Genomic DNA, 17,211 nt, shown 5'->3' with positions numbered 1-17,211 from the left:
GGGCCCCGGTGCGCCCCGATACGACGGAGAACAGGGAGGCGTTCGTGGATCTCGATCCAGTCCTCATCGGCCGGTGGCAGTTCGGCATCACCACGGTCTACCACTTCTGGATGGTGCCGCTGACGCTCGGGCTCGGCCTGCTCGTCGCCATCCTGCAGACGATGTACCACCGCACCGGCAACGAGATGTGGCTGCGGGCCACGAAGTTCTGGGGCAAGCTCTACCTCATCAACTTCATCATGGGCGTCGCCACCGGCATCGTCCAGGAGTTCCAGTTCGGGATGGCGTGGTCGGAGTACTCCCGCTTCGTCGGCGACGTGTTCGGCGCCCCGCTCGCCATGGAGGCGCTCATCGCCTTCTTCCTCGAATCGGTGTTCCTCGGCCTGTGGATCTTCGGCTGGGGTCGACTGAGCCGAAAGCTCCACCTCGGCGTCCTGTGGGCGGCCGTCATCGGATCCTGGCTGTCGGCCTACTTCATCATCGTCGCGAACTCGTGGATGCAGCACCCGGTGGGCGTCGAGCTCATCGACGGGCGCCCGGTCATGACCGATGTGTTCGCGGTGATGACGAACAGCACCGCGCTCGCCGCCTACACCCACACGCTCGCCGGTGCCACCGCGGTCGGCGGCGCGTTCCTCCTCGGCATCGCCTGGTACCACCTGTGGCGTCGCCGCAAGGACGGCATCGACACCGTCGGCCCCGACGGCCGCGTGGTCGTCGGCTCCGCCCCCGAGGTGCCCGGCCGCGACGAGACCGACTACTCCGTGTGGTGGCGCTCGCTGCGGATCGGCGGCTGGACGGCCGTCATCGCCTTCGTGCTCGTCGCGATCACCGGCGACATCCAGGCCAAGCTCATGTACGAGCAGCAGCCGATGAAGATGGCCTCGGCCGAGGCGTCCTGCCACGACGGCACCGAATTCTCCGTGCTCACCATCGGCGACCTCAGCTCGAACAGCTGCGACGACGTCGTGCCGGTCATCGAGATCCCGGGCATCCTGTCCTTCCTCGCCAACGGCGACTTCAGCACCGAGGTGCCCGGCGTCTCCACCCTCATCCCGGAGTACGAGGAGGCCTACGGCACCCATATGCCCTCCGACGACATGTACGGGGACTACTCCGGACAGGAGATCGACTACCAGCCCTCGATGTTCATCACCTACTGGGGCTTCCGTCTGATGATCGGCTTCGGCGTGCTCGCCGCCGCCGCCGGCGCCCTCGCGCTCTGGGTCACCCGCAAGGGCACCGTGCCGTCGTCGACATTCCTCACCCACCTGGCGCTGTGGGGCATCACCGCCCCGTTCATCGCGAACTCCGCCGGCTGGATCTTCACCGAGATGGGCCGCCAGCCCTTCGTCGTCGCGCCCAATCCGGACCCCTCGGGGATCGACGGGGTGTTCCTCTACACCGCCGCCGCGATCTCCCCGTCCGTGACGCCCGGCGAGCTGCTGTTCTCCCTCGTGTCGCTCACCCTCGTCTACGGCGTGCTCATGGTGTTCGAGCTCGGCCTCATCATCAAGTACGTGCGCGGCGGGGTGGTGTCCGCGATGCCGGAGATCGATACGACCAACTACAAGCCGGTGGTCGACCGGAGCGACGACGACGTCCTGTCGTTCGCGTACTGAGGAAGGGGATCGAACGATGGAACTCATGCCGACGATCTGGTTCGTGCTCATCGCCGTCCTGTGGCTGGGCTATCTCTTCCTCGAGGGCTTCGACCTCGGCGTCGGGATGCTCCTCAAGGGCTTCGCCAAGGACGAGCGGGAGCGCCGCCTCCTGCTCAACACCATCGGCCCCGTGTGGGACGGCAACGAGGTGTGGCTCATCACCGCGGGCGGGGCGACCTTCGCCGCGTTCCCCATGTGGTACGCCTCGCTGTTCTCCGCGCTCTACCTGCCGCTCACGCTCGCGCTGCTCGCCCTGATCTTCCGGGCGGTGGCGATCGAGTACCGCGGCAAGGGCTACTCGGACCGGTGGCGCAGCGGCTGGACCTGGTGCCTGTCCGCCGGATCCCTCGTCGCCGCGTTCTGCGTCGGCGCGATGCTCGCGCTCACCACCACCGGCATGCCGCTCAACGCCAACGGCGACAACACCGGCGGGCCCTTCGCCTGGCTCAGCCTGCCGGCGATCGTCGGCGGCCTCGGAGTGGTCGGGTTCTGCCTCCTCCACGGCCTGCTCTACCTCTCCCTCAAGACCGACGGCCCGGTGCGCGAGCGCGCCCGCCGGACAGCCGCGCTCGGCGCCCCGTTCCTCCTGCTGCCGATCGTCGTGTGGGTGATCTGGGTGCAGCTGCTCAACGCGAAGCTCCTCGGCTGGGTGCTCATCGTCCTCGCCGCCGCCTGCGCGGTCGCGATGTGGGTGCTCATCCGACGCGGTGCGGAGAAGCCCGCGTTCATCGCCCAGGCGCTGTTCCTCGTCCTCGGCGTGGCCTCGATCTTCTCGAACGTCTACCCGAACGTCATGCCCTCGACGCTCGATCCCGCGTTCTCGCTCACCGTCGCGAACGCCTCGTCCTCGACGTACACGCTCACCGTCATGCTCGTCGTCGCCGCGATCTTCGTGCCGATCGTGCTCGTCTACCAGATCTGGGTCTACCGGATCTTCGCGAGCCGCCTGCGGGTCGAGCACATCCCGCCCGCCCATCAGGTCCCGGTGGCGATCCGCAGCCACCACCAGTGAGCGACCGGCAGTCCCCGGCGTCCATCGCGCTCGCCTCCCGCCAGGGGAGGCGAGCGCTGTGGCAGCTGGGACTCATCGCCTGCATCAAGGCGCTCGGCCTCGTCCTCGTCGCCGAGGGGATCGCCCGCGGGGTCGTGGGACTCATCGAGGGCCGGCCGGTCACCGCCGCGGTGCTCACCGGCGTGCTCGGAGCAGTCCTGCGCGCCGCGGCGGTGTGGGCCTCGCGGACCGCCGGGGCACGTGCGGCGATCGGGGTCAAGACCGACCTGCGCGCCGCACTCGTGCACCGCACCTTCGCCGGCTCGACCCGCGACGTGCCCGTGTCCGACGGGGCGCTGACGCTCGCCGCCACCCGTGCCCTCGACGATCTCGACGACTACTTCACCGCGGTGCTCCCCGCACTCACCGGCTCCGCGGCGATCCCGCTGCTCATCGTCGCCCGGATCGCGTTCTCCGACTGGGTCAGCGCCCTCATCATCGTGCTCACCCTGCCGCTCGTCCCCGTCTTCATGGTGCTCATCGGTCGCTACTCCGCGGACCGGATCGCGGATGCGACGACTGCCCTCGACCGTCTGTCCACCGCGCTCGTCGAGCTCGCCCGGGGCCTGCCGGTGCTCGTCGGGCTCGGGCGCGTGCTCGCCCAGACCCGCGCCCTGCGGGACACGAGCGAGACCTATCGGGACACGACGATGCAGACCCTGCGGGTGGCGTTCCTCTCCGCGCTCGCGCTCGAATTCATCTCCACGATCTCCGTCGCACTCGTCGCGGTGTTCATCGGCGTGCGGCTCGTGTACGGGACGATGGAGCTCTCCGACGGCCTCTTCGCGCTCATCCTCGCGCCCGAGTGCTACCTGCCGCTGCGTCAGCTCGGCGCCGCCTTCCACTCGACGGAGAATGGGATGGCCGCGTTCGCCCGCGTCCGTGCGCTCATCGGCCGCCCCGTCGCCGCCCCAGTGGCCGCCCGGACGGATGACGCAGGTGAGGGCATCGACATCCGCGGCCTGAGCGTCCACTACGCGGGGCGCTCCCGGGCCGCGCTGCGCGCCCTCGATGCGCACATCCCGGATCCCGGTCTCACCGTCCTCCACGGGCCCTCGGGTGCGGGGAAGTCGACCCTGCTCGGCGTGCTCGCCGGACTCGTCCGGGAGGATGCGGGATGCCGCATCGGCGGCACGGTGAGGGGGGTGCCGGAGCGCCTCGCCCACGCGGGGCAGAGCCCCCGCACGAGCGCCCCCACCGTCGCCGAGGAGCTCGCCCTCCACGCCTCGGCCGGCGGGCCGCGGCTCGATGACGCCGTGCTCGCCCGCTGTCTGGCGATGGCGGCGCTCGCGGTCGACCCGCAGACCCCGTGCGCCGCGCTCAGCCCCGGTGAGCTGCGCCGCCTCGCGCTCGCCCGCGCCTTCGCCCGGGTGGAGGCCGGAGCCCGGCTGCTGCTCGTCGACGAGCCCACCGCGCACCTCGACGCGGACTCCGCCTCCACGGTGCGCAGCAGTCTCACCGCCGTCTCCCGGGCGGTCCCGGTGATCGCCGCGACCCACGACCTCGACCTGCTCGCCGCGGGGGGCACCCGGATCGAGGTCCGCCCGGGCCTCGACCCCGCGGACCCGGCCGTTGTGCGCGCCGGAACAGCACCGCACACGGGTGCGGCGGAGCCCGCGGGTTTCGACACGGCTCGACCGCCCGCCGTCGGCCCGGCAGACGCGACCGACGCCGCCGGCGCGCCGCGCGCACCGGAGACCGGCCCCCGCCCGGACGTCGCTCCCGCCGCACCGTCCGATGACTACCCCACCGCACCCGAGGTGCCCGCGCTGCCGGCCGCGACGATCCGCCGCAGGCTCTCCCGAGCCGTCGACATGCGCTCGCCGCGCTTCCTCCTCGCCGTCCTCTGCGGGGTGGGCGCCGTCGCCGCCGGCGCCGCACTCACCGGGGTCTCCGCGTGGCTCATCGTCCATGCCTCGTTCCAGCCGCCGATCATGTACCTGCTCGTCGCGATCGTCGGCGTCCGGTTCTTCGGGCTCGCCCGCACCGTGCTCAAGTACGCCGAGCGGCTCGTCCTCCACCGCGCGATCCTCGATTCGCTCACCCGGCTGCGGGAGCGGATCTGGCTGTCCTTCGCCGCGACCGGCACCGCCAACCGGACGCTGCTGCGCGGCGAGGTCGCCCTCAGCCGGCTCATCGCCGATGTCGACGACGTGCGCGATCTCGCCCCGCGGGTCGTGCTGCCGCCGGTGGTCGCGGTCGTCGTGGCGCTCGCCGCCGTCGTGACCCTCGCACTCATCCATCCCGCGGCCGGCCTCGTCATGGGTCTCGGCGCGCTGCTGAGCCTGGGCTTGGCACCGCTGCTCACCCGGCTCGCCGACCGGCGGGCGACGAGCGCAGCGCGCCGCACGCGCACCACCGTGCTCACCGCGCTCGCCGGGCTCCTCTGGGCGCGCGAGGACCTCCAGGTCAACGGAGCTGCTCCACAGGTCGTCGAGCGCTTCCTCGCCACCGATGCGCGGGCCGGGGCGCACGAGGCCCGCGCTGTCCGCGCCACCGGGATCGGCGAGGCCGTGATCACCGTCGTCGGCGTGCTCACCGGCGTGCTCATGCTCCCCGTCCTCGCCGGCGCCGTGACCTCCGGAACGCTGAGCGGGGAGCTGCTCGCCGTGGCCGTGCTCCTGCCGCTCGCCCTCATCGACTGCTTCACCGATGCGCTCGCCTCCGTCCAGCAGTGGCCCGCGCTCGTGGCCGTCCTCGGCCGGGTCGACGCCCTCGACGACGCGGATCCCGCAGCCCGGCTGGGCTCCGGCGACGGGCCCGAGGTGATCACGGACATCGAGCTCGACGATCTCGCCGCGACCTGGCCGGGTACCGACTCCCCGGTGTTCTCCGGCGTCAGCGCCCGGATCGATGCCCGGGAGTGGACCACGGTCACCGGGCCTTCGGGATCGGGCAAGACGACGCTCGTGAGCATCCTCCTGCTCTTCCTCGACCCGAGCGCGGGGGAGTACCGGATCAACGGACGACCGACGCGGGGACTGGGCCCGATGGACCTCGCCGGCCAGGTGTCGTGGTGCCCGCAGGAGGCGCACGTGTTCGACTCGAGCCTGCGGGCGAACCTGCTCATCGGGCGGCCGAAGGACGATGCGCCGACCGATGCGGAGCTGCGCGCCGTGCTCACCCGGGTCGGATTGCGCGATCTCGCCGCCGACGCCGGCCTCGATGCGCGGATCGGCGCCTCGGGGGCTTTCCTGTCCGGCGGACAGCGGCAGCGTCTGGCCGTGGCGCGCACCCTGCTCGCGCATTCCGAGGTCATCGTCCTCGACGAGCCCACCGCCCACCTCGACGCCCAGATGAGCGCGGACCTCATGGGGGACCTGCGGGCCGGGCTCGACGGGGTGGCTGTCGTCCTCGTGAGCCACGATCCGGGACTCGTGGGCGCCCACGACGAGCGGATCGTCCTCGTCTGAGGAGCCGTACGGCTCCGCCCGGATCAGTCGTCTCCTGGATCAGCCGCCTCCCGGATCAGCGATCGTCCGGACAGGTCGCTGCCCGGACCGGTGACTTGTCCGGGTGTGCGTCAGTCGCGCTTGGAGCCGAACATGATCTCGTCCCAGCGGGGGACGGAGGACCGGCCCTTCTTCCGCGGGGCCTCGGCTTCGCCGGGCCGCGGGATCGGCTGGGTTTCGTGATGATGGTCCGACACGCCCGGTTCGTCGAGTAGCGAGGGATGGTCCTCGGCCGGTGATCCGGGGCCCGGCTCCTCCCGGTGCGGGTCGGCGGAGACGTCGTCCTGCGGCGCCCCGGAGTGCCCTGCGGGCTCATCGGCCGGGAGCGGGAAGATCCCGGCGTCGTCGGCCTCCTCGGGGGCGCTGAGCGCCGTGTGGGCGCCGTCGGGGTGACGGGCGGGCTCGTCGGAGACGGCGCGAAGGGACCGGCGCGAGCCCGGCGGCGGGGTGTCGCGCGGTGCGCGGGCGAGGTCGCCGAGGCCGTCGGGCTCCGCGGCGGCGGCCGACTGGCGGCCGCGACGGCGTCGCAGGCTCTCGAGGATCCGTCCGGTCTCGGCCATGTGGCTGCCGCGCGGGGAATCCTCATGGATCCGGGTGCTGCCGTCCTCGGCCTCGATGTTGAAGACCCGCTCGGAGCCGCTGCCGAAGTTCGGGATCGGGCCGGAATCGCTCGGACCGGCGTCGGAGAGCCAGCGGGCCTCGTCGTCGAGCGGCGAGATCGAGCCGCGGGCGTACTCCCAGCCGGCCGAGCGCTCCTTGTCCGCTGCGACGAAGCTCAGCTCGACGTACCAGGTGCCCGAGGTCTGCTTCCAGGCGTCCCAGCGCATCGACCCGAGGTCGACATCACGCATCTGCAGCCGCTCGCGGCACAGTGCGAGGAGCCGCTTCGGGGTGCCGTCGGGGTTGTTCTCGGGGTAGACGAGGCACTGCCCGGCACGGTCGGCGATGTGTCGCCGCTCGGCGAGCACGGGGCCCTCGTACACGCGGACGTGGTCCGCGGTCGCGCCGGTCGCCTCGACGACCTCCTCGGTCGTCATGCCCGACCGGATCATCGCCTGGATCTCGCGGGGCCGCACGGGCTCGCCGGCGGCGCGGATCCGGGCCAGACGATTGCGGTCGCGGCGCACGGCGGCGTACAGGCTCTCGTCGATCGGGAGCAGGTAGTGGTGGCCGGCACCGTCCGACAGCACGAGGTGCTCCTCGTCGTCGTGCACTCCGCGCAGCGTCAGCTCCGTCATATGCGTCAACCTCCAGTCATGACTGTGTGCCGATCGTTTCACGAAGTCCGCACCCGGTGCGGGAAGCGCTCGGGCGAGTCGCGAGAAGGGACGTCGGCGTGCGCGCCTGCCCATCCTCCGAGACCGGGACTCTCAGCAGGGTGATCGGCGAGGAGTGGGAGCGGGGGAACGTTAGACTGGGGCGCGTGACTACTTCCAGCCTCGCGCCCTTCGATGCCCTTGTCCTCATGTCCTTCGGCGGACCCGAGTCCGAGGAGGAGGTGCTCCCGTTCCTCCAGAACGTCACCCGCGGCCGCGGGATCCCGGACGAGCGGCTCGTCGAGGTCGGTGAGCACTACTACGGGTTCGGCGGGAAGTCGCCGATCAACGACCAGAACCGGGCCCTCCTCGCCGCACTGCAGGCGGAGCTCGCCACCCGCGGGATCGACACCCCGGTGGTGTGGGGCAACCGGAACTGGGACCCCTACCTCACCGATGTGGTGCGTGATCAGCATCGGGAGCACGGCTTCACCCGCTTCCTCGCGATCGACACCTCCGCCTACTCGAGCTACTCCTCCTGCCGGCAGTACCGGGAGGACTTCGCGCAGACGACGACGGCGCTCGCAGAGGAGGGCATCGCCGTCGAGTTCGACAAGATCCGGCAGTACTACAACCACCCCGGGTTCGCCGCGGCCGAGCTCGCGTGCGTGCGCCGCGGGATCGCCGACCTCACCGCGCAGGTGGGGGAGCTCGACCCGGCCCGACACCGGGTCCTCTATGTCACCCACTCGATCCCCGACACCATGCAGGACGCCTCGGCGGTGATGACGCGCGGTTACCGGGCCCAGCACGAGGAGCTCATCGAGTGGATCGCCGGTGAGCTCGGCGCGGAGCTGCCGCTCGCGTCCGAGCTCGTCTACTGCTCCCGGTCGGGGGCTCCTCACATCCCGTGGCTCGAGCCCGACGTCAACGACCGGATGGCCGAGCTCAAGGAGGAGGGCATCGAGGGCGTCATCGCGGTGCCGATCGGATTCGTGTCCGATCACATGGAGGTCAAGTACGACCTCGACACCGAGGCCGCGGAGACCGCCGCCGAGCTCGGGCTCGCCTACGTGCGGGCCGCGACGGTGGGTCTCAAGGAGGAGTTCGTGTCCGGGCTCGTCGACCTCGCGCTCGAGCGCGCCGCACAGCGTCGTGGGGAGGACGTCGAGACGCCGGCTGTGACTCCGCAGGGAGCGCTCGGGCCCGGCAGCGGCGCCTGCTCGATCGAATGCTGCCGTGGGAAGCTCGACAAGCCGGTGCTGCCGCAGTGGGAGCCCGTGGGCTGATCCCGCGCTCTGATCCGGCCGGTGCGGCACCTGCCCCCGGCCGGACCTCGCCGCGGTGTCGGCTCAGCTCGGTTCGTCGGCCGGCGCGACGATCGGGATGGCGCCGGTCTCCGCGGCCAGCACCTGCTGCAGCTGCGCGGTGTCGACGTCGTTGCGCTCGGCCAGGCCGATGAGCCCTTCGAGCTCCCCGACGAGCGAATCGACGGCGAGGTCGTTGCCCTCGGTGCGGGCACTCGCGATGAGCTTCCGCAATGCGGACACGTGTCGGTGGAGCTCGGCCTCGAATTCGCTCATGGATCATCCTTCCGCAGCGTGCGGTCCGTGGCGGCTGGGTCCCGCGGACAGCAGGTCGATTCACCGCCATTCTTCCAGATCAGGAGAGTCCCTGTCAGGCCGCGGCGAGCGGCGGCTCACCGCCGGGGAGTGAGACTGCACACTTCGGGGCAAACCTGCCTTGCCAAATCGCAGGTCACAGTGCAAAATGCTTGAGACATCGCACCCCGGCGGCACGCGAGACGCGCTTCCACCCATCACCCATTCGCGGAGAGTGATCAGTCCACATGGCGACAGACTACGACGCCCCTCGTAAGCAGGACGAGGACCTCAGCAACGATTCCATCGAGGAGCTCAAGGCCCAGCGGACGCAGCAGCAGGCGAGCCAGGTCGATGAGGATGAGGCTGTCGCGGCGGAAGGGTTCGAACTCCCCGGCGCCGATCTGTCGAACGAAGAGCTCTCCGTGCGCGTGCTGCCCAAGCAGAACGACGAATTCACCTGCATGGAGTGCTTCCTCGTCCGCCACCGCTCGCAGATGGCGAGCGAGGACGGCGGCATGCCGATCTGCACCGACTGCGCCGGCTGAGCCTCCGCTCCCACCGCACCTGCATGAAGGCCGTCTCCCTGTCGGGAGGCGGCCTCATCCGTGCTGCGGCGGTCGGCGGCGCGACGGCGGACCCGGGGCAGGGGACCGTCCGCTCCCGCCTGCGGCGGCCGGCGGCGCTCAGCCCCGGTTGAGGGCGGCGGCGAGCTTGTGCGGGTGCTTGGTCGAGACCAGCCAGTACGGCGTCGGGTCCGCCGGGTCGTCGAGGGCGACCCGCACCACGGTCTTCACCCACGGGCGGGTCATGAGGAAGGCGCGTGCATCGAGGTGCACCCCGCGGGCGGCGAACGAGCCGCGCTCGTCGAAAGGGGTCGCCTCGGCGATGAATCGCCGCTCGATGTGCGCCGGGCCGGCCCGGAACCCCGCGTCGCTGACGACGATCGGAGCCGACAGCGAACGCAGCCACAGGGCGGCGAGCACGAGGACCACCACGGGCACGATGAACGCGCCGAGTTCCCACACCGGGTACACCATCAATGAGGTCATCGCCGACAGCAGCACGGTCACCACCCACCACGTGACCGGCGGCCACAGGCGCTCGGAATAGTGCACGACGGTGTCCGATCCGGAGGAGATGCTCATGCCCCCGATTCTCCCACACCGGGCTTGGGCGAGCACCCGTCGCACCGATAGAGTGCGGCACTGTGACCATCGAACAGCAGACCATCGCACTGCGGCGCCTCGACCCCGCGCTCCCGGTGCCCGCCTACGAGCACCCCTCCGACGCCGGCGCGGACCTCTGCGCCCGGGAGGACGTCACGCTCGCCCCCTTCGAGCGGGCACTCGTGCCCACCGGCATCGCCATCGCCCTGCCCGAGGGATTCGCCGCGTTCGTCCACCCGCGCTCCGGTCTGGCAGTCCGCACCGGCCTGTCGATCGTCAACGCGCCGGGCACCATCGACGCCGGCTACCGCGGGGAGATCAAGGTCCCCCTCATCAATCTCGACCCCCGCACGCCGATCGAGCTCTCCCGCGGGGACCGGATCGCCCAGCTCGTCGTGCAGCGCGTCGTGCACGCGGACTTCGTTCCCACCGACACCCTCGAGGGCTCCGCCCGCGGGGAAGGCGGTTTCGGCTCCACCGGCGGCTTCGCGGCATCCGTCGGCCCCGCGCCCACCGGCCCGCAGGCGAACCCCGCCTGACCCGCACGCACCGCACTATCATGTGAAGTTCACAGCCCGAAGGAAGGACAGCATGGGACTCTTCGACCGCTTCCGCAAGTCCGCACCGGCGACCGACGAGGTCGAGGAGCGCGACGACCTCGACGCCGAGCGCGACGAGGACACCGGGCTCGACGCCTCGGACGACGCCGGGGCCGACGACGACGCGCGCGAGCCGTCCGACCTCACCGACGAGGATGCCGACGACGGCTCCCTCGACGACCCCGCCGAGGAGGACGAGGAGGACCTCGCGAAGGCCGCCCCGCTCGACCGGGTCGACAACGGCCCCTGGGACTCCGAGGAGGAGTTCGGGGAGGAGAACAGGATCGACCTCGGCGCCCTGCAGATCCCGGTGCGCGACGGCATGCAGGTCCGGCTCGACGCCGAGGAGGGCACCAACCGCATCCTCGCCGTCACCCTCGTCCACCAGGGCGGGGCCGTGCAGCTCCAGGCCTTCGCAGCCCCCCGTTCGGAGGGGCTGTGGAAGTCCGTGCGCACCCAGATCCGCGACAACGTCGTGCAGAAGGGCGGTGCGGTCGACGAGCTCTACACCGCGCTCGGCACCGAGCTGCTCACCCGCATCCCCGTCCGCACCAAGGACGGGAAGGCCGCCGCCCGGGTCGCCCGCTTCGCCGGCGTCGACGGCCCCCGCTGGTTCGTGCGCGCAGTGTTCACCGGCAAGGCCATCACCGACGAGGACGTCCGTGCCGAGCTCGTGAAGATCTTCCGCGGCACCGTGGTGCACCGCGGCACCGAGGCGATGCCGCCGCGCGACCTGCTCGTGCTGTCCCAGCCGACCGCGGTCAAGGCGCCCGCCGCACCCGAATCCGCGGTCAGGGACGACATCGATCCCTTCGAGCGCGGCCCGGAGATCACCGAGGTCCGCTGACCTGGTGCCCGCACTCATGGACGGAGACACCCACTGAACGCGCTGACCCGCCTGCTCGAACGCTGGGGGACGAGCGCGGACAAGGACGCCGAGGCGGACGCGGACATCCACGCCGCCAGCGCGGTGCCCGGCGCGACCCCGCTGTGCGAGCTCGAGCTGCGCGCCGAGACCCGGGTGGCCGGCGTCATCGTCGCGGTGACCCGTTCGCTGCCCCACGAGGCGCCGCGCCTCGACATCGTCATCAGCGACGGCACGGGGTCGGCCGCAGCCCGGTTCCTCGGCCGTCGGGAGATCCCCGGGGTGGCCGCCGGTCGGGCGATCGTGCTCGACGGGCGGTTCTGCCGGCAGCAGGGCGAGGTGCGCACCGTCAACCCCGGCTACCGGCTCATCGCCTCAGCCGCCGACTGACGGACCCGGATCTGCCGGCGGTGCGACGCCGGACTCCGCAGGCGATCCGGCATCCCGCTGTCCGGACACGGGTGTGCGCGCGGCGGCGCCGAGGAGCTCCCTCAGCCCCTCGACTCGGTCGGGTGCGACGATGAAGAACATCTCGTCGCCGGCCTCGATGACGTCGTCGGCGCTCGGTGCGATGACCTTGGCGTTGCGGAGGATCGCGGCGAGCACCGTGTCGGCGGGCCACGACACCGAACCGACCCGCCTGCCGCTCACCTCGGCCTTCTCGCCGACGGTGAACTCCATGAGCGAGGCCTGCCCGCGCCCCAGGTCGAGCAGGTGGATGAGCCCGCCGACCTCGACGGCCTCCTCGACGAGCGAGGTCATGAGCCGCGGCGTCGACACCGCGACGTCCACGCCCCAGTTGTCGTCGAACAGCCATTCGTTGCGCGCGTTGTTCACCCGTGCCACGGTGCGCGGCACGCTGAACTCCGTCTTGGCGAGCAGGCTGAGCACGAGGTTGGTCTTGTCGTCACCGGTGGCGGCGACGACGACATCGGCGCGCCCGAGCCCGGCCTCGTTCAGGCCGCCGAGCTCGCAGGCGTCGGCGAGCACCCAGCTCGCGCCGGGCACGCGGTCGCGGCGGACCGCCGCGGAGCTGCGGTCGATGAGGACGACCTCGTGATCGCGGCCGAGCAGCTCGCGGGCGACCGAGCGGCCCACGGAGCCGGCTCCGGCGATGACGACCTTCATTCCACGTCCTCCTGGGTCAGCGGCTGGTCGAGCGTGCGGATGATCGCATCGAGGTCGTCCCGGGCACACATGAGGTGCGCGAGGTCGCCGTCCTGGACGAGCATGGACGGTGGGGCGAGGACACCCTCGCCGTTGCGGGTGATGTAGGCGACCCGGGCCGGGACCGCGGCCTCGATGTCCGACACCGGCCGGGCGATCCAATCGGGGTGGAGGTGCACCTCGGCGAGCACGAGCCGACCGGAGGCCTCCCGGTACTCAGTGACCGCTCCCTGCGGGATCAGCCGGCGCATCATCTGGTCGGCGGTCCACCGCACCGTCGCCACCGTCGGGATGCCCAGCCGCTCGAAGATCTGCGCGCGCCGGGGGTCGTAGATCCGGGCGGCGACGTTCGTCACGCCGAAGGTCTCGCGGGCGACCCGGGCGGCGAGGATGTTCGAGTTGTCGCCCGAGGACACCGCGGCGAACGCATAGGCCTCCCCGGTGCGGGCCCGGGCGAGGGCGTCGCGGTCGAACCCGATGCCGGTGACGGTGTCCCCGGAGAAGTCGGGGCCGAGCGCGCGGAACGCCTCGGGGTCCTGGTCGACGACCGCGACGGTGTGCCCGGCCGCGTCGAGCGCGGTGGCGAGGGAGGCCCCGACCCGCCCGCAGCCCATGATGACGAAGTGCATCCGCCGGTCCCCTTCCTTCGTGCCCTACCATTGGTGCTCGTGGCACGCAGTTTCTCCGATGCCGTCAAAAGACTACTCGTCGGACGGCCCTTCCGCAGTGATCACTTCCGCCGGGAAGCGCTGCCGAGGCGACTCGCCATGCCGGTGTTCGCCTCCGACATGATCTCCTCGGTGGCCTATGCCCCGGACGAGATCCTCCTCGCGCTGTCCCTCTCGGGACTCGTCGCCCTCACCGTGTCGCCGTGGATCGGCCTCGCCGTCGGGATCGTCATCCTCGTCATCGTGGCGTGCTACCGGCTCAACCTCCAGGCCTACCCGTCCGGCGGCGGGGACTACGCGGTGGCGAGGACCAACCTCGGCACCCGGGCGGGCCTCGTCGTCGCCGCCTCACTGCTCGTCGACTTCGTCCTCACGCTCGCAGTGTCGATGACGGTGTTCGCCGGGTACATCGGTGCGATGATCCCCGAGGTCAAGCCGTACAAGGTGGCGATCGCCGTCGCGGGCATCCTCGTCGTCACCCTCGCCGGGCTGCGCGGCAGCGCGAGCATCCGCCGCATGCTCGCCGTCCCCACCTACCTGTTCGTCCTCGCGGTGCTCACCACCGTCGCCGTCGGCACCTACCGGGTGGCCACCGGCGACACCCCGGTCGCCGCGACGAGCGGATACGCGGTGCTGCCGGTCGACGAGGAGGACACCGCCCTCATGGGGCTCACGGCGGTGTTCATCGTGCTGCGGGCGTTCTCCTCGGGCTCGGTCGCGCTCGCCGGTGTGCAGACCGTCGCGACCGCGGTGCCCGGATTCCGGTCCCCGCGCGGGCGCAACGCCGGGATCACCCTGCTCATCACCGGTGCGCTCTCGGCCTGCATGCTCATCGGGCTGACCTGGCTGTCGGCGAGGATCGGCATCAAGTACGTCGCCGCCCCGACGGAGCAGCTCGTCGCCGAGGCCGGCCGGCCGATCGCCGCTGACTTCGAGCAGGATCCCGTCCTCGGCCAGCTCGCACAGGCGGTGTTCTCCGGCTTCCCCTTCATGTTCTACGTCGTCGCCGGGGTCGCCGCACTCGTCCTCCTCGTCGCCGCGAACACCTCGACCGAGGGCTTCCCAGGCCTGTCCTCCCGGCTCGCCCGCGACGGCTTCCTGCCGCGCCAGCTCGCCACCCGCGGCGACCGGCTGACGTTCTCCAACGGCATCCTCCTGCTCGCCGGAGCGGCGACCGTCCTCGTCATCGTGTTCGGCGCCTCGGTCCCGGATCTCATCGAGCTCTACCTCGTCGGCGTGTTCACGGCGTTCGTGCTCGGACAGCTCGGAATGATCCGGCACTGGACGCTGCGGATCCGGCGCATGGTGTCCTCCCCGGTGCGCCGTCGCATGCAGCTCAACCGCGTCGTCAACGGGATCGGGCTCGTCCTCACCGCCGGCGTCCTCACCGTCGTGCTCGTGACGAAGTTCACCGGCGGGGCGTGGATCGCGATCGCCGCGATCGCCGTGCTCTACGTCCTCATGGGTCTCATCCACCGCCACTACCGGCGGGTGGACTCCGAGCTCGCCCCCGACGAGGACGACGTCTCCGCCCGCACGCTGCCGTCGAACACCCGTGCGGTCGTCGTCGTCACCGACATCCACAAGCCGATGCTCCGGGCGCTGGCGTACGCCCGAGCGAGCCGGCCGACGTTCCTCGACGCGATCACCGTCGCCGTCGACGAGGAGGCCGCCGAGGCGCTCCAGGACCGCTGGGACCGGATGGACCTGCCCGTCCCGCTCACCATCCTCGACTCGCCCTACCGCGAGCTCGTCCGCCCGGTGATGAACCACGTCGCCGAGCTCCGTCGGCGCTCGCCGCGGGACCTCATCATTGTCTACCTCCCGCAGTACATCGTGGGACGCTGGTGGGAGAACGTGCTCCACAACCAGACCTCGCTGCGGCTCAAGTCGCGACTGCTGTTCGTGCCGAACGTCGTCGTCGCGACGGTGCCGTGGCGGCTCAGGTCCTTCACCCGGGCCCGGGAGCAGCTCCTGCGCCGGGCCGGGGACGTCGACGCCGAATCATTCAGGGAGCTGCATTGATGACCGACACCGGGGCCGAGGTGCCCGCCGAGCTCGTCCTCGAGATCACCGGGCAGGCCGCCGGCGGGGAGTCGATCGCCCGGCACGACGGTCGCGTCGTGTTCGTCACCGGGGGGATCCCCGGGGAGACGGTGCGCGTGCGCATCACCGAGGAGCGCACGCGGCTGCTGCGGGCCGAGGTCACGGCCGTGCTCGAGGCCTCCCCGCACCGGGTGGCCGACCGCCGGGCGGCGCTCGGTGCGGCCGGGGTGGGCGGCATCGAGTTCGCCCACGTCGCGCTCGCGCACTCGCGCGCGCTCAAGCAGCAGGCGGCCGCGGACCAGTTCACGCGCCTCGGGCGCCTCGACCGGGTGCCGGAGATCGCCGCGGCGCCCCGGGAGGCCGCCGGCGGGACCGGGCTCGACTGGCGCACCCGGGTGCAGCTCGCCGTCGACGAGCGCGGCCGGCCGGGGATGCTCGCCGCGCGCTCGCGCCGCGTCGTCCCGGTGGACACGCTGCCGCTCGCGGTGCCGGAGCTCGATGCGCTCGACCTGCACCGGCTGACGCTGCCCGGGATCTCCCGGCTCGAGCTCGCCGCCGGCAGCGGCGGGGGAGCGGTGGTCGCCCACGGACGACCGACCGGGGAGGCCGAGGACGCGCTGCAGGGCGCGCTCGCCGGCGCTGCGGGGGAGTGGAGCCTCCTCGTCCGCAGCCGGGGCGCCCGGCGGAACCGGGGCGGCCGCGCCCGGACGGAGCTGCGCCAGCTGACCGGCGACGGCCGGGTGCGGCACCGGGTCGCCGGGATCGACCGCGGGTTCGAGATCGCCGCGGACGGCTTCTGGCAGGTGCACGTCGACGCCGCGGCGGTGCTCGCGGAGCGGGTCGTCGCGGAGACCGCGGGCGCGCGCCGGGTGCTCGACCTCTACTGCGGGGCCGGTCTGTTCTCCGTCGCCGTCGCCGAGACCCACGGGATCCCCGTGACCGGGATCGAGGGGTCGGCGACGGCGATCGCGAGCGCCCGGGACGCCGCGGCGGGTCTGCCGGTGGAGTTCGGGGTCGCCCGCGTCGAGGAGCTGTCCGCGCTGCCGGAGGCCGACACCGTGGTGCTCGACCCGCCGCGCGCCGGTGTGGGGCCGGAGGTCGTGCGGCTGCTCCTCGACTCCTCGGCCCAGCGGATCGTCTACGTGTCGTGCGACGGGGCGACCTTCGCCCGGGACGCCCGCGCGCTCGTCGAGGGCGGATTCCGGCTCGTGCGCACCCGGGGCTTCGATCTGTTCCCGCTCACCGCCCACGCGGAGTTCCTCAGCGTGCTCGAGCGGTAGCGCTGCGCGGCCCGCGAGGGGCAGTGCTGCGCGGCGGGACACGACGGCACCCCGCCCGAGAGGCTCGGATGGGGCGCTGTGCTCGCGGCCCCGGCGGCAGGGCCCGGCCGGGCGGCGCGGCCTCAGCTGTAGGAGACGGCGGACCCGCGCTCGGGGGCCTTGGAGTCGAGCACCGCGACGACGATGAGGGCGACCCAGGTGAAAAGGAAGCCCCAGATGCCCCACCAGAAGGTCGAGCGGTTCTTGCCGCGGGCCACCTTGCGGCAGATCCACGCGAAGAGCAGGCCGAGCAGAAGCGCGCCGAACCCGAAGCCGGCGCCGAGAGTGATGGGATCCATGGGTTCCTCCTGTGGTCGGTCATGGGCGCGGGGTGCGCCGGCCGGCCCGGTCGGG

The 17,211-nt window shown here is 71.9% G+C and carries 16 protein-coding genes; 10 read left to right on the top strand and 6 right to left on the bottom strand.

Going from position 1 to position 17,211, the window contains the following annotated elements; all coding sequences use genetic code 11:
- Positions 1 to 110: 110 nt before the first annotated feature.
- The 3 genes from FDF13_RS12500 to cydC are packed head-to-tail and all read left to right on the top strand — an operon-like array spanning position 111 to position 6,128.
- Positions 111 to 1,622, top strand: coding sequence for a cytochrome ubiquinol oxidase subunit I (locus FDF13_RS12500; RefSeq protein WP_254668980.1), 1,512 nt, complete (start codon positions 111 to 113; stop codon positions 1,620 to 1,622).
- A gap of 16 nt (positions 1,623 to 1,638) precedes the next feature.
- A complete protein-coding gene (cydB, locus tag FDF13_RS12495) occupies positions 1,639 to 2,676 on the top strand; it encodes a cytochrome d ubiquinol oxidase subunit II (protein WP_137319933.1) in 1,038 nt (345 codons plus the stop codon).
- Positions 2,673 to 6,128: a thiol reductant ABC exporter subunit CydC gene (cydC, locus tag FDF13_RS12490; RefSeq protein ID WP_254668800.1), complete on the top strand. Its 3,456-nt coding sequence runs from the start codon at positions 2,673 to 2,675 to the stop codon at positions 6,126 to 6,128. The genes cydB and cydC overlap by 4 nt, the downstream gene beginning before the upstream one ends.
- Before the next feature lie 110 nt (positions 6,129 to 6,238).
- Here the strand turns inward: cydC and sepH are convergent, their stop codons facing one another.
- Positions 6,239 to 7,405 (bottom strand): septation protein SepH, encoded by a 1,167-nt coding sequence (sepH, locus tag FDF13_RS12485; protein ID WP_175406972.1) that lies wholly within the window; start codon positions 7,403 to 7,405, stop codon positions 6,239 to 6,241.
- A 185-nt stretch (positions 7,406 to 7,590) separates the two neighbouring features.
- Between sepH and FDF13_RS12480 the strand changes: the two genes are divergently transcribed.
- A complete protein-coding gene (locus FDF13_RS12480) occupies positions 7,591 to 8,712 on the top strand; it encodes a ferrochelatase (protein WP_137319931.1) in 1,122 nt (373 codons plus the stop codon).
- A 63-nt stretch (positions 8,713 to 8,775) separates the two neighbouring features.
- Here the strand turns inward: FDF13_RS12480 and FDF13_RS12475 are convergent, their stop codons facing one another.
- The gene (locus FDF13_RS12475; RefSeq protein ID WP_137319930.1) at positions 8,776 to 9,006 is read right to left on the bottom strand and encodes a hypothetical protein; all 231 of its coding nucleotides are present in this window, start codon (positions 9,004 to 9,006) and stop codon (positions 8,776 to 8,778) included.
- Between the two features lie 266 nt (positions 9,007 to 9,272).
- On the opposite strand from FDF13_RS12475, the gene FDF13_RS12470 reads away from it, so the two are divergent.
- Positions 9,273 to 9,572: a DUF4193 domain-containing protein gene (locus tag FDF13_RS12470; RefSeq protein ID WP_137319929.1), complete on the top strand. Its 300-nt coding sequence runs from the start codon at positions 9,273 to 9,275 to the stop codon at positions 9,570 to 9,572.
- A gap of 138 nt (positions 9,573 to 9,710) precedes the next feature.
- Here the strand turns inward: FDF13_RS12470 and FDF13_RS12465 are convergent, their stop codons facing one another.
- The gene (locus FDF13_RS12465) at positions 9,711 to 10,172 is read right to left on the bottom strand and encodes a DUF3093 domain-containing protein (RefSeq protein ID WP_137319928.1); all 462 of its coding nucleotides are present in this window, start codon (positions 10,170 to 10,172) and stop codon (positions 9,711 to 9,713) included.
- A gap of 62 nt (positions 10,173 to 10,234) precedes the next feature.
- Here FDF13_RS12465 and dut point away from each other — a divergent pair, with 62 nt between their 5' ends.
- The 3 genes from dut (at position 10,235) to FDF13_RS12450 (ending at position 12,047) form a co-directional block, all read left to right on the top strand.
- On the top strand, positions 10,235 to 10,732 hold the full coding sequence (gene dut, locus FDF13_RS12460; protein WP_137319927.1) for a dUTP diphosphatase: 498 nt from the start codon (positions 10,235 to 10,237) through the stop codon (positions 10,730 to 10,732).
- 52 nt (positions 10,733 to 10,784) lie between these two features.
- Entirely contained in the window at positions 10,785 to 11,639 is an 855-nt protein-coding gene (locus tag FDF13_RS12455) for a DUF3710 domain-containing protein (protein WP_137319926.1), read from the top strand.
- Positions 11,640 to 11,762: 123 nt separating this feature from the next.
- Complete coding sequence (locus FDF13_RS12450) at positions 11,763 to 12,047, top strand: OB-fold nucleic acid binding domain-containing protein (protein WP_137319925.1); 285 nt, start codon at positions 11,763 to 11,765, stop codon at positions 12,045 to 12,047.
- Here FDF13_RS12450 and FDF13_RS12445 read toward each other — a convergent pair.
- Both FDF13_RS12445 and FDF13_RS12440 read right to left on the bottom strand, forming a co-directional pair.
- Positions 12,033 to 12,785, bottom strand: coding sequence for a TrkA family potassium uptake protein (locus tag FDF13_RS12445; RefSeq protein ID WP_137319924.1), 753 nt, complete (start codon positions 12,783 to 12,785; stop codon positions 12,033 to 12,035). The two genes, FDF13_RS12450 and FDF13_RS12445, sit on opposite strands and share 15 nt — an antisense overlap.
- Entirely contained in the window at positions 12,782 to 13,453 is a 672-nt protein-coding gene (locus tag FDF13_RS12440) for a TrkA family potassium uptake protein (RefSeq protein WP_137319923.1), read from the bottom strand. Before FDF13_RS12440 ends, FDF13_RS12445 begins: the two co-directional genes overlap by 4 nt.
- Before the next feature lie 39 nt (positions 13,454 to 13,492).
- On the opposite strand from FDF13_RS12440, the gene FDF13_RS12435 reads away from it, so the two are divergent.
- Together FDF13_RS12435 and FDF13_RS12430 are read left to right on the top strand one after the other, a co-directional pair.
- Positions 13,493 to 15,517 carry an APC family permease gene (locus tag FDF13_RS12435; RefSeq protein WP_368074041.1) on the top strand — a complete coding sequence of 675 codons (2,025 nt, stop codon included), beginning with the start codon at positions 13,493 to 13,495 and terminating at the stop codon, positions 15,515 to 15,517.
- On the top strand, positions 15,517 to 16,818 hold the full coding sequence (locus FDF13_RS12430; RefSeq protein ID WP_137319922.1) for a class I SAM-dependent RNA methyltransferase: 1,302 nt from the start codon (positions 15,517 to 15,519) through the stop codon (positions 16,816 to 16,818). The genes FDF13_RS12435 and FDF13_RS12430 overlap by 1 nt, the downstream gene beginning before the upstream one ends.
- Positions 16,819 to 16,940: 122 nt before the next feature.
- On the opposite strand, the gene FDF13_RS12425 is transcribed toward FDF13_RS12430, so the two are convergent.
- Positions 16,941 to 17,156, bottom strand: a complete 216-nt coding sequence (locus FDF13_RS12425) for a hypothetical protein (RefSeq protein WP_137319921.1) — start codon at positions 17,154 to 17,156, stop codon at positions 16,941 to 16,943.
- Positions 17,157 to 17,211: the final 55 nt, after the last annotated feature.

This window comes from Brevibacterium sp. CS2 (assembly GCF_005280295.1).
In the GTDB taxonomy this organism is placed as follows: Bacteria; Actinomycetota; Actinomycetes; order Actinomycetales; family Brevibacteriaceae; genus Brevibacterium; species Brevibacterium pityocampae.
This window is presented reverse-complemented; position numbering and strand designations above follow the sequence as displayed.